The organism is Mesoterricola sp. JemC181, from assembly GCF_055384585.1.
In genome coordinates, this window is the sequence record NZ_AP045076.1 from 685,714 (window position 1) to 699,171 (window position 13,458).

The 13,458-nt window shown below is 66.3% G+C and carries 6 protein-coding genes; 5 read left to right on the top strand and 1 reads right to left on the bottom strand.

The genetic code is table 11. From position 1 onward, the window contains the following. Window positions 1–271: 271 nt before the first annotated feature. From ACZ5MC_RS03125 to ACZ5MC_RS03140, 4 genes are all read left to right on the top strand, one after another. Window positions 272–7,333: an immunoglobulin domain-containing protein gene (locus ACZ5MC_RS03125; RefSeq protein ID WP_464517021.1), complete on the top strand. Its 7,062-nt coding sequence runs from the start codon at window positions 272–274 to the stop codon at window positions 7,331–7,333. 10 nt (window positions 7,334–7,343) lie between these two features. Further along, window positions 7,344–7,937 carry a hypothetical protein gene (locus tag ACZ5MC_RS03130; RefSeq protein ID WP_306598851.1) on the top strand — a complete coding sequence of 198 codons (594 nt, stop codon included), beginning with the start codon at window positions 7,344–7,346 and terminating at the stop codon, window positions 7,935–7,937. A 174-nt stretch (window positions 7,938–8,111) separates the two neighbouring features. Next, window positions 8,112–9,047: an ABC transporter ATP-binding protein gene (locus ACZ5MC_RS03135; RefSeq protein WP_306598852.1), complete on the top strand. Its 936-nt coding sequence runs from the start codon at window positions 8,112–8,114 to the stop codon at window positions 9,045–9,047. Beyond that, window positions 9,044–10,333: an ABC transporter permease gene (locus tag ACZ5MC_RS03140; RefSeq protein WP_464517022.1), complete on the top strand. Its 1,290-nt coding sequence runs from the start codon at window positions 9,044–9,046 to the stop codon at window positions 10,331–10,333. Before ACZ5MC_RS03135 ends, ACZ5MC_RS03140 begins: the two co-directional genes overlap by 4 nt. 11 nt (window positions 10,334–10,344) lie before the next feature. Here ACZ5MC_RS03140 and ACZ5MC_RS03145 read toward each other — a convergent pair whose 3' ends face one another. Further along, on the bottom strand, window positions 10,345–12,210 hold the full coding sequence (locus tag ACZ5MC_RS03145) for a biosynthetic peptidoglycan transglycosylase (RefSeq protein ID WP_306598854.1): 1,866 nt from the start codon (window positions 12,208–12,210) through the stop codon (window positions 10,345–10,347). A gap of 240 nt (window positions 12,211–12,450) precedes the next feature. On the opposite strand from ACZ5MC_RS03145, the gene ACZ5MC_RS03150 reads away from it, so the two are divergent. Further along, on the top strand, window positions 12,451–13,407 hold the full coding sequence (locus ACZ5MC_RS03150) for an alpha/beta hydrolase (protein ID WP_464517023.1): 957 nt from the start codon (window positions 12,451–12,453) through the stop codon (window positions 13,405–13,407). Window positions 13,408–13,458: the final 51 nt, after the last annotated feature.

Consider the following 13,458-nt stretch of genomic DNA (forward strand, 5'->3'; position numbering starts at 1 on the left):
CTCAAAGACCGAAGGACAAGACCCAAGGATAAGGGCGAAATGGCTCCCAGAACGTCCCCCGCGCTGACAACGTGAAGGTGGCGCTGGGAGGTGCAGGGTGCGTGAGCTCGACCCAATAAGGACGCAGACTCTTCCTTCCATTACCGTTTCCATGCGGGGCCGAGACTGGAATAGTATGAAATAATCAGCAATAAAATTAAATAATACTATTAATTCAATCATTCACAGACAGGGCGATTCACCATAAGATCAAAATATAAGAACCCTCAACATGGAAAAAATATTCAAAGCCTTCGGGGTAACCGTGTCTATTCATCCGACCCGCCGGAAGGGCATGGCCTTTCGGCTCCATTCCATGTCAACCGCAATCCAGGCGTGGCTGCTGATCACCCTTGGCACATCCGCCTGGGCCGGGGTTGCGGATCCGCAACCTCTCACCGTTCCGAGGCCTCGCCTGATTCTTGTGAAGGTGAAGGCGCCCCTGGCCAAGGATCTGGAGTCGGCGCTGCCGGACCAGGGGCGTGAGATCGCGCATGCGAGCCTTCGCAGCCCCGAAGCACATGCCTTTCTGGCGAAGTATTCCCCGAAGAAACTGTCACCCCTTCATCCTGGCCTCATTCACCAGCGCAGGAAGACCGGCTGGTCGGACGCCCAGATCGCCGAGCATCTCCGGCAGGCGTTCCCGAAGCGGACCGGCCACCTGAGCCGTTCCCATGCGACCCCGGAGGTCTCCAGAACCTACGTCCTGGAGGTCGAGGAAGGCGCCTCGGAGAGCGTGGAATCGATCATCGCGCGGCTCAAGCTCGATCCCAATGTTGAATATGCAGAACCGAACCATGGGGTGACCACCACCGACTTGCCCAATGATCCATTCCTGGCTTCTTCGGGCTCCTGGGGGCAGGCCTACCAGGATCTCTGGGGACTCTGGGCCATCAAGGCCCCTGCGGCCTGGGCCACGTCCACTGGGAGCGGCATGGTCGTCGCCGTGATCGACACGGGGGTGGACTACACGCACCCCGACATCGCCGCGAACATGTGGGTGAACCCCCGGGAGATCGCAGGGAACGGGATGGACGATGACGGAAATGGATACATCGATGATTTCCGCGGCTGGGATTTCATTAACCAGGACAACAATCCGCTCGACCTTCATGGGCATGGCACCCATGTGGCCGGAACCATTGCTGCCATGGGAAACAACGGCAGCGGCGTCATCGGTGTGGCCTATAACGCGAAGATCATGAACTTGAAAGGGCTTGATGATTCCGGTAATGGAACGGATGCCAGCCTGGTGCCAGCCATCATTTATGCCGCCAAGAACGGCGCAGATGTTATAAATGCTTCCTTCGCTGGCCTGGGTTCGGATCAGGCCCTGGAGGAGGCGATCCAGTTCGCCTACAGCGTGGGCGTGGTGTTCGTCGCTGCAGCGGGGAATAACGGAGTGGATGCCTGGGGCGTATTTCCGGCCAATTCACCCGAGGCCATCACCGTCGCGGCGTCCCCGCCTCCCAATGCGAACATGAACTGGGTGTCCTGGTCGAACTATGGGACAAAGGTTGATGTTGCAGCACCCGGCGTCGGCATATTGTCACTCCAGGCTTCAGGGACCACCCTTGGTCCAGTCGTTGCCTCAGGCTACCCGAATTATGCCCAAGGCTACGTCCGGCTGGACGGCACCAGCATGGCCGCACCCCACGTGTCGGGCCTGGCGGCCCTCCTCCTTTCCCAGCGGCCCGATTTCCCCATCGAGAGCCTCAGGCAGACGCTTCGCGCTTCAGCCAACATTGACGGATTGGGGTTCTACCCCGTACAAGGGGCGGGGCTCGTCGATGCCACTGCCGCCCTTGCGTTCACGGATGCACTCCAGGCCCATTTCACATCACCAGCGGGACAAACCCACGTCAACGGTCCCATCACCCTCTCCGGAATCGCCCAGGGGACCGCGTTCCACCACTATGTCCTGGAATACGGCCCGGGCATTTCGCCGGTTTCCTGGACCCAGTTCGCCTACAGGTCTTCGGCAGTCGCGAACGGAACCCTGGGTACGTTCGATCCCGGCTACCTCCTTCTTCCTGATGGCACCTATGTCATCCGGCTCACCGCCTTCAATGCCTCCGGGCAGGCCTTCAGTGAACGCCTCCAACTGGAAGTTTCCTATATCGCCATCACAGGTCCACCGAATCCGTCCGTGCCTGTGCTTGCCCAGGAATGGAAGCCCGGGGCCCAAATGGCCATTTCGGGGAGTGCCGTAGGACCATCCTTCCAGGCCTTCAGGATCGAATGGGCCAAAGGCATCTACCCCAGCATTGGGTGGACCACGACAGGGATGACCCTGGCGGGATCCGGCGCTGCACCCATAACCAACGGAACCCTCGGCATCTGGAACACTGCGGCGATTGCCCAGGCGGACTACTACACGATCCGCGTATCCGTGGTCAATTCCGGATACACCAGCAGCGCCTCGACGCTTGTGTACCTGGAGCCCGACCTGCTGTCTCAAAATTGGCCCCGGGCCTTAAGCCAGAGCAGTTCCTGGCACCGGGGGCTGGTCCCGGTGAAGTCCTCCGGGGGAGACACCACCCTTGCGCTGGTCGCTCCCGTCACGGGGCTCTTTCCCACCGGCCAGTTCCTGAGGTTTACGCCGGATGGCAGTTTGATGAGTTCCCTCGGGTTCGCCGGAGGCGGGAACAACAACAATCCTTGTGCCGGGGACGTGACCGGAACGGGAAGTGAAGATGTGGTGTTCACCTCCGACTCAAACCTCCTGATTTCCTATCGGCGGGACAATTCCCACCTCGCGCTCCTGCCGAAGCCGGCCGACGGTTCCATCAATTACTGGACGGGAACGCCCATCATGGCGAATCTCGAGGGGGCGGAGGCCCCTCTGGATATCGTCGCCGTGGGGTGCGACAGGTCAGCGGGGACGGCCTCGCTGTACGCCTGGCGTGGCGATGGCTCCACCCCCTTTCCGCACCTGCCGGGATCCATTCCCGATCAGCACCAGGACATCAGGTACGGAACCGATGGCGTGCCCCGGGTCCTGGTGGGTGATGTCAACGGGGATGGCTTCAAGGAATTCGTGATTGCCGAAGGCCTCTCTTCGACGACCTATACCTTGGGCCTCTTCGCCCTGGATGGCGCATCGATTCCCTGGGCCGTTCCCGTGTTCACCGGTCGCCCGACGGCCCTGGCCCTCGCGGACCTCGATCACAACGGCAAGCTGGAAACCGTGATGATCGATTCCGGGAATGTGGTTCATGTCTTTCAGCCGGATGGCCAGGAACGCCCCGGATGGCCCCAGGCGATCGATAACGGGAATGTCGGCTTTGCATTTGCCGCCGCCATCGGAGACCTTGCCCATACAGGGCATGAACAGATCGTTGTTACGACGGGTCTCCGGATCTATCTTTTCAACGCGGACGGAACCACCTACTCCAGCGCATGGCCGCTCCTCATGACCGATGGACTGCGGAGTTCCGCGATCCTCGCAGACATCGATGGAGATGGCATCCAGGAGATCATCCTCCCGCAACGGAACCCGATCAAATGGTTGTCCAACCCCAGGCTCTATTCCGCATCGGATCGTCCTCCCGATCTGGTGCCTGGTGCCGGATCCCTCCGAACCCAGGGGAATGGTTCCGATGAACGGTTGACCCAAGCCTTCTCTGCCGGCACAAGCCCCTCCATGTTCGAAGGAAGCTACTACTGGTCCCCCTCCGTAGTGGCCTATCGGCCGGATGGTTCGATCGCGAGGTCCTGGAATACGCTGGGAGCGGCCGGGAATCAGCCAACAATCGACGGTGCCCTCCTTGCCGTGGGCGATTTCAAGAAGGAGGGATTCGCCGAGATCGCTGTCACCTATCCAACCGTGGAAGGGGGAGACATCAGCGGTTGGATACGCCAGGGTGCCGCCACCGTGCTTCGTGCGGGGGGGGCGTTCAACGCGTCCCTCAACGACTGGCCCATGATCAATCGGGATGCCCAGAACTCATCCGTCCTGGCCAGAGTCCAGGTCGCGCCTGCAGCACCCGCCCTTGCTGGATTTTCTCCGGCAACGGCTGCCGTCGGGAGCCCAGTGACCCTTGCCGGAACGGCGCTCCGGTATGCCACCTATGTGAAGTTCAATGGCATCCCAGCCACCTTCAACGTGGCCTCGGATACCTCCATCACCGCCACCGTGCCTCCAGGCGCCCTTTCGGGAAGGATCACCGTCACGACGCCCGGCGGGACCAGCACCAGTTCCGCTTCGTTGACGGTCGCCTCAACTCCTGCGATTGCTTCCTTCAGTCCAGCGGTTGGCCGGATCGGAGCTTCGGTGACCTTGACTGGATCCCAGTTCACGGGTGCCACAACCGTAAGATTCAACGGAACTTCTGCTAGCTTCAGCGTGGTATCCGATACTTCCATCACCACCACGGTCCCGGCAGGCTCGACGACGGGGAGGATCTCGGTAACGACGCCGGGGGGGACTGGCTCAAGTGCTGCCGATTTTACGGTCAACGCTCCTCCCAGCATAACCACCCAGCCAGCCAGCCTGACCCGGGCGGTGGGCGACGCTGCGGCCTTCACGGTGGCAGCGACCGGATCAGGGACCCTCTCCTACCAGTGGCTGAAAGGTGGAACGAATATCAGTGGAGCCACCTCCGCCACGTGCGCCACCACCAGCGTCCAGGTCTCGGATGCAGGCATCTACGCCTGCGTGGTGACGAACTCCCTGAACGGGACAACGGCGAGCACCACCAGCAGCAGTGCCACTCTGACCGTCAACGCCGGACCAACCCTCACGACCCAGCCCGCCAGCCAGACCCTGCCGGTGAACGGGACGGCCACCTTCACGGTGGCGGCGACCGGGTCGGGAACCCTTTCCTACCAGTGGACGAAGGGTGGAACCACGATCGCTGGAGCCACTTCAGCATCCTACTCCAAAGCCGGTGTCCAGGCCTCGGACGCGGGGGTCTATGCCTGTGTGGTGACGAACACCCTGGGCGGGACCACGGCCCGTACGACCTCCAGTCCAGCCACCTTGACGATAATCGCGCCTCCCGTCATCACGACGCAGCCCACAAGCCAGACCCTGGCCCTGGGCGGAACCGCGACCCTCACGCTGGCGGCAACCGGGTCAGGCACCCTCGCCTATCAGTGGACGAAGGACGGTTCGACGGTCGTTGGAGCCACTTCAGCCATCTATTCCATCGCCAGTATCCAGGTCCCGGATGGAGGCATCTACGCCTGCGTGGTGACGAGTTCCCTGAACGGGACAACGGCGAGCACCACCAGCAGCAGTGCCACTCTGACCGTCAATGCCGGACCAACCCTCACGACCCAGCCTGCCAGCCAGACCCTTCTGGTGAACGGGACGGCCTCCTTCACGGTGGCGGCGACCGGTTCGGGAACCCTTTCCTATCAGTGGACGAAGGGTGGAACCACGATCGCTGGAGCCACTTCAGCAACCTACTCCAAAGCCGGGGTCCAGGCCTCGGATGCGGGGATCTATGCCTGTGTGGTGACGAACACCCTGGGCGGGACCACGGCCCGTACGACCTCCAGTCCAGCCACCTTGACGGTAATCGCGCCTCCCGTCATCACGACGCAGCCCACAAGCCAGGCCCTGACCCTGGGCGGCACCGCGACCCTCACGTTGGCGGCAACCGGGTCAGGCACCCTCGCCTATCAGTGGACGAAGGACGGTTCGACGGTCCTTGGAGCCACTTCAGCCATCTATTTCATCGCCAGTGTCCAGGTCCCGGATGAAGGCATCTACGCCTGCGTGGTGACGAGCTCCCTGAACGGGACAACGGCGAGCACCACCAGCAGCAGTGCCACTCTGACCGTCAATGCCGGGCCAACCCTCACGACCCAGCCCGCCAGCCAGACCCTGCCGGTGAACGGGACGGCCACCTTCACGGTGGCGGCGACCGGGTCGGGAACCCTTTCCTATCAGTGGACGAAGGGTGGAACCACGATCGCTGGAGCCACTTCAGCAACCTACTCCAAAGCCGGGGTCCAGGCCTCGGATGCGGGGATCTATGCCTGTGTGGTGACGAACACCCTGGGCGGGACGACGGCCCTTGCCACCTCCAGTCCTGCCACCTTGACGGTACTCGCGCCTCCCGTCATCACGACGCAGCCCACAAGCCAGACCTTGGCGCTGGGCGGCACCGCGACCTTCACGTTGGCGGCATCCGGGTCAGGCACCCTTACCTATCAGTGGACGAAGGACGGTTCGACTATCGTTGGAGCCACCTCAACCACCTATTCAATCGCCAGTGGCCAGGTTTCCGATGCAGGCATCTACGCCTGCGTGGTGACGAACACCCTGGGGGGGACCGCGGCCAGCACCAACAGCGTCAGCGCTGTTCTCTCCGTCAATGCCGGACCGGCCCTCACGTCTCAGCCCGCCAGCCGTACCTTGGCGGTGGGTGGCGCCGCAACCTTCACGGTGGAAGCAACCGGTTCAGGCACCCTCTCCTTCCAGTGGCTGAAGAATGGAACGGATATCCGTGGAGGCACCTCGGCCACCTTCTCCATCCCCAGTGTCCAGGTCCCGGATGCAGGCATCTACACATGCGTAGTGACGAACTCCCTGAACGGGACCACGACCAGCGCCACCAGCGGCAGCGCCACCCTCACCGTCAATGCCGGACCGACCCTCACGACCCAGCCCGTCAGCCAGACCCTTGCGGTGGGCGGAGCAGTGACGTTCACGGTGGCGGCTACCGGGTCGGGCACCCTTTCCTACCAATGGACGAAGGACGGGAGCAGCATCGGTGGAGCCTTTTCCGCGACCTTCACCATCTCCAGTGTCCAGCCCACGGACGCAGGCGACTACGCCTGCCGGGTGACGAATAGCCTGAGTGGGACCTCGGCCGCCACCAGCAGCAGCAGCGCCACCCTGACCGTGCTTGCCGCCCCGGTGATAACCGTGACCGTAGAACCCAAGACCGCGACCGTGGTTACAAACGGCCAGGTCATCCTCAGGGCAGGTGTGACCGGCACGGCCAACACAGGCGTCACCTGGTCCATCACCTCCGGCGAAGGCACCCTGTCTGCGGGCGCTCCCGGTTCCATCACCTATGCGGCAACCGGCTCGCCTGGCACGACCACGATCACGGCCGTTAGCCAGGCCGACGGCACCAAGAGCGACAGCGCAACGGTAACCGTCAGGACCCGTGATCTCACCGGAGATGGCCTTATCGATGTCCTGGACTTGGCCATCTTCGCGCGCGCCTGGGGTTCGACGCCTGCCAGTCCGAACTGGAACGCTGCCGCGGACCTCAATGGCGATGGCAACGTGGACGAAACCGAGCTTGCCCTGTTCCTGGCCGGCCTTTGAGGGTAGACCCATGACGCGTCCATTCAAGATCACCTTGCCCCTTCTCTCGGCCCTCGGCCTCGGCGTCATTCTCGCCTGCGGCGGCGGTGGCGGGGGCAGCAGCGCGCCCGCGCCACCCGCCAAGACCATCGCTGACACCCTCACCTACACCAATCCCGCCTCCGGCGCCTACATGCTGGTGAGAAACGGGTCCAAATCCACTCCCAGCCATCTCGTCCTGGATCTCCTCGGTCCCTCCGGAGAGGTCAGCGGTGTGGGTTTCTACCTCACTGCCGACGAGACCAAGGTGACCTGGACCCTGGTCGATCCTGAAGATCCTGAAAGGGTCAAGAGCGGCATCTTCAGCAACACCATCGTCAAGAGCCTGGTCAGCGGCGGTACCCTCCAGGCTGGGGTCTATCAAAAGGGGACCACGCCCGCTGCCAGTGTCCTCGCCAGCACCGTACTGGCAAGCGTGGCCCTCGACCTCAAGAGCAAGGTGCCGCTTCTCAACCCCCCCAATGTCACCCTGACCTCGGGCAAGGCCATCATCCTCAACGCACCCGCCAACGCCATCGCCACCACGCCCATCTCCATTACCACCGGCACCCTCATCGCAAATTGATCCCCATTGGACGCTTCACCCTGCACCTCCACGGGAGGAGAGCTTGAAGGAGCCGATCCCTGAGCACCCCCTGTCCCGGGCCGTTCTTCATCCGAAAGGTCGACTTGGACAAGGGATTGGGTAAACTGCGGCATCTCGCGGCCCTGGGGCCGAGCCCGGGGTTGGGAGGCGTCCATGCTCGAACTTCACGGTGTCCGGAAAAGCTATGGCGCCCGCCAGGCGGTGAAGGGCATCTCCTTTGCCATACGCGCGGGGGAAACCCTCGGACTGCTGGGCCCCAATGGCGCCGGCAAGACCACCACGGTCTCCATGATCGCGGGCTTGATCACCCCCGATTCGGGCGAGGTGAAACTGGATGGCCGGAGCCTCGCCGGCGATACGGACCCGCTCAAGGCCCGCATCGGGCTGGTGCCCCAGGATCTCGCGCTGTTCGAGGATCTCAGCGCCCGGGAGAACCTGTTCCTGTTCGGTGCGCTGTACGGGCTCCAGGGGGCGGCGCTGGAGGGCGCCGCCGCGGAAACCCTGGCCTTCACGGGGCTGGCTGACCGGGCGAAGGACAAGGTGAAGACCTTCAGCGGCGGCATGAAGCGGCGGCTGAACCTCGCCGCGGCGCTCCTGCACGATCCGGATCTGATCATCCTGGACGAGCCCACCGTGGGCGTGGATCCCCAGAGCCGGAACGCGATCTTCGAGGGCCTGGAGACCCTCAAGGCCCGCGGCAAGACCCTCCTGTACACCACCCACTACATGGAGGAGGCCGAACGCCTCTGCGACCGCATCGTGATCGTGGATCATGGCGAAGTCATCGCCGACGACACGGTGGCGGGCCTCACCCGGCGGCTTCCCCTGCGCAACGTCCTCAGGCTTGAAGTGGAGGATCCGCCCCCAGGGGCCTGGGCGGATGAACTGGCGACGCTCCCGGGCATCGTCTCGGCCCGGCTGGAGGCGGAGGTGCTCACCCTCGGACTGGCGGAACTGGGGCCCGGGTCCGCTGCGGCCCTGGGATGGCTGACGGCACGCGGGATCGCCATCGCCCATGCCCACACGGAGCGGCCTGATCTGGAAACCGTCTTCCTCGCCCTCACGGGCCGCACCATGAGGGACGCATGAACCTCACCGCACTCACGGCCCTCGTCCGCAAGGATCTGAAGTTGTTCCTGGGAGACCGCCGCGCGCTGATCCTCAGCCTGGCGGCGCCCATCGCCATCGGGGCCTTCTTCGGCTTCCTGTTCAGCGGGGACGGCAGGAACGATACCGCCAAGATCCCCGTCGCCCTCGTGGACCTCGACGGCAGCGCCCTCAGCCGCGCCGTGGGTGCCAGGCTGGCGGAGGACAAGCTGCTCTCGGTCCGCCCTGAAACCGAAGCCCAGGCCCGTGAATCGGTCAGGAAGGGAAAGGCCACGGCAGCGGTGCTGCTGCCCAGGGGCTTCGGGGACTCGGCCGCCAACGCCTTCTTCAGCAGCCTCGGGAAACCCGAGGTGACGGTGTTCTACGACCCTTCCCACGGCATGGAGATGGGCCTCGTGCGAGGGCTCCTGACCCAGGCGGCCATGGAAGTGGTGAGCCGGGAGATGTTCACCGGGGATACGGGCCGGGCCGCCGTGAAGCGGTCCCTTGCCGGTCTGGACACGTCCGGCGTCAGCGCCGCGGACAAGGCGCCCCTCCAGGATCTGCTTCGCAGCGTGGACCGCTGGAACGCCAAGCAGTCCGAGGCGCCCGGAAACCAGCGCAGTGGAGGTCTCAGCCTGCCCTACACCCTGAAGGAGGAACCGGTCACCGCCGGCAGGGGCATCGCCTACAACGGCTACGCCCACAGCTTCGGCGGCATGGGGGTGCAGTTCATCCTGTTCATGGGCATCGACGCGGGCGTGGCCCTGCTGGTCCTGCGCCGCAGCGGCACCTGGCAGCGACTCCGGGCCGCGCCCCTGGGGCGGCGGGGCATCCTCCTGGCCCGGGCCCTCAGCGCGGCCATTCTGGCCACAGGCATCATGCTGGTGATCTTCGCCGCGGCCCGGCTGCTCTTCGGGGTGCGGATCCAGGGCAGCTTCGCGGGGTTCCTGGGCGTCACCGTCGCCTTCGCGCTCATGACCGCCACCTTCGGCCTGCTCATCGCGGCCCTGGGCCGCACACCGGAGGCCGCCCGGGGCCTGGCCATCTTCGGGACGCTGATCATGGTGATGCTGGGGGGCGCCTGGGTCCCCTCCTTCGTCTTTCCAGCCTGGCTGCAGAGGGCGACGCTGCTGGTGCCGACCCGCTGGGCCGTGGATGGCCTCGACGCCATGACCTGGCGCGGCCTCGGGTTCGGCGCGGCGGTGGGCCCCATGGCCGTTCTGCTGGGTTTTGCGGCCCTGTTCGGCCTCCTCGCCCTCTGGCGCTTCCCCTTTGAGGAGGGCTGAAGGTCCCGGGGTCAGGGGCCGGCAGGCGCGCTCCTGGACCACGCCCCCCGCGGACTGGACGCGAAGGTGAGCGTCTCCGCCTCCGCCGCGCGCAGGCCTTCGTCGTCGAGCGCTCCGGTGGTGTGGAGCTTGGCGAGGAGGTCGGCCACCCGCGCCTCCCAGGCGGGCGTGAGCGCGCCCCGCCTTCGGTACATCTCATAACGCACGGGGTTCGGGATCACGGTCGCGAGCATGGCGGCCTCCTTGGGGCTCAGGGCGCGGGCATCCTTGCCGAACCAGTGCCGGGCCGCCTCGCCGATGCCGTTCACGCCCTCGCCCCACTCCGCAAGGTTGAGATAGATCTCGAGGATCCGGCGCTTTCCCACCGCCACCTCAAGGGCGACGGTGGCGAGCGCCTCGCGGACCTTGCGCGAGAAGGTGCGGTCCCGCGACAGGAAGAGGTTCTTGGCGAGCTGCTGGGTGAGGGTGGATGCGCCGCGCAGCCGGCCTCCATTGGACAGGGCCTCCTGGATTTCGGAAAGGTCGAACCCCTTGTGCCCGTAGAAGCCGGCGTCCTCGCTCTCAAGCACGGCGCGCACGAGGAGGCTGGGAAGCTCGCCCAGCGGCACGAACGCGGGGTTCTCGGGGCCGATGGTCACCTGACGCCTGCCGCCCCGCGCGAGGATCGCATCGTAGACGAAGGGGCGCGTCAGGTCGGGCCCGCCGTTGGCCGGTGCCGGGGCGAGGCGGCTCGGATCCACCTCGCCGTCGATCCGCCATTCGGACGGTTGGTGAAGCGGTCCTGCGATCGTGAGCGCGCCGGCGAGCGCTCCCGTGAGACCTGGAGCCCCGCGCGGGGGTGCGAGCGCCGGGGGCAGGGACGCGGCGAGGGCCGTCCAGTCCACCGAGGTCGCGCGAAGCGCGAGCTCGAAGCGGGGCTCGGGGCGCGCGGCGACCGAAAGCGCGACCTTCAGGGCGGCCCGTCCCGCGTCGTCCAGGGCCAGGGTCGCGTCCACCAGGGCCCCGGTCCCCGCGGCGGCGTCCCAGCGCAGGCGTCCCTCAAGGCGGACCGAAACCGGGCCCACGGGCTCGGGGGCGAGGCGTTCCGCGAACACCGCGAGGTTGCGCGTGGAAATCGTGAGCCTGCCCTCGCCAAGGGTCAGCGTCTCGAGGTGCGGCGCCTCGAAGGAGAGGTCGACCGCCCCGGCCCGGATCCCGAACGGAAGCTCGGCGCGCAGGCCTTCCGGGAGCGCCTCGGCGCCCAGCCCCTGGAGGCGGAGGTGCAGCGCGCCGGGTCCGCCGCCCCATGCGGCCTCCATGGCGCCCCTGGATCGCCCTGGCCCCTCGGCCGCAAGGGAGGCCTGGGTGCGCTCCCCGAGACGATCCAGCCGGATGCGTCCGCCCAGCGGGCCCAGGACCACGGGCCGCTGCCCGGACGGCGAACCCTCGAAACCCACCTCCAGCCCGGAGAAGGCGATCTCGGGCAGGGCTGGCGCATCGTGTCCCGGCCCGGAGCCGGCCGCTCGCGCCCTGCCCGGGTGGAGGGCGCGCGTGAGGTCGGCGAGTCGCTCCCCATGGCGGCCCGCGTGGACATGCATGCCGTGCAGGGTGACCGACCCGGCTTCCAGGTGACCGATGACGAGGCGCCACAGCCGGGGCCGGACGGTGATTCGGTCGACCACGAGGAGCGCTGTCCCTTCGCCGGGTGGACCGACCACGACCGGTCCCATCACGAGCCGGAACGCTGCATCGACGTAGACCCTTCCCTCCAGGCGGGCGCCTGGGAGCCGGGCGGCGAGTGCTGCGACGACCCGTTCGCGGAGGGCAAGCCGGACGGGTGCCGAGCGGAGCAGCGTCAGGACGGAGAGGTAGAGGAAGGCTCCGAGGACCAGCGCCACGGCGAGCTGGATCCTCGGCCTCGGGGCGCCTGCCGATCGCAGCTTCCACCTGCGTTCAGGTCGAGGTCGCGGCGACTGGATGGAAGGGGTGTGAGGCACGGGATTCTGCGGATGAGGGACCCGAAGCGGGGAGAGGCCGGCACGGGGGCGGGGTCGCTTCCAATGCTGACGACCATAGCACGCAAACCGGCGGGCCGAATCGAACTAAGGCGGCCTCCGGGCCCACGCGTAACCCTGTACATGAAACGCCTCCTCCTTGCGTTCGGCATCTCGGTCCCCGCGGGGGTCATCCTCCTGAACCTGGTGGTGGGTTGGGCCCTCCTGCCGCCGATGCTCCTGGATGCCCCGATGCCGGCCCGGACCGAAGCCGAGCGGAGCACGATCCGGGCTGGGCTGTGCCCGCCGGGTTGCGCCTGGACCTCGGAAGTCGTGTCCGGGGGCGAAGGCCGGGCCCTCGTCGTCTGGCGCCTGCACCGCCCTGGAGCCACGGGTGTCGCCGTCCTCCTGCACGGGTTCGGGGACGACGCCTGGGGCGGGGCCTCCCGGCTCCGGGACCTGCCGGAGCTGGACGCGGTGACCTTCACGTTTCGCAACCGGGACCTGGAGCCGGGCACGCCCTCCACGCTGGGGGGGTGGGAACGGGAGGACGCCGCGGCGGTGGTTCGCCACCTCGCGTCCCAGGGGATGCAGCGGAACCGGATCGTCCTGGTCGGAACCAGCCAGGGCGCGGGGGTGGGGCTCATGGCCCTGGAACGGCTGGAAGCGGAAGGCCCCCTGGGAGGCGCCCTGCTGGAATCCCCGTTCGAGTCCCTCCAGGAGGCCGGCCGGAACCATCTGCGGGGCACCCTGGGGGCGGCCGAATGGCTCATGCGGCCCGGGGAGGGCCTTGCCCTCGCGAAGGCGGGGAGGCTGGCGCATTTCCGCCCCGCCGACGTTTCGCCCCTGAACGCCTCCCGGCACCTCAGGACCCCCATCGCGCTGCTGGCCGGAGACGCGGATGACATCACGCCCCTGGAGGGCGTGCGGGCCATCGCCTCCAGCATCCCGGACCTCACCGTCGTCCATGGCGCACGGCACACGGAGGCCGGGGCGGGGGTTCCGGGCGGGTGGAGCGCCTGGGCCCGGTCCCGCCTGGAGACGTGGGGCGTCCTGGCGCTCCCGTCGCGCATGGATGAGCCGCGGCCCAAGGGCAGGTGAAGCCCCGCCGTCTCCGGGGCAGCCTTGACCCGATCTTCACAGGATCGCGAC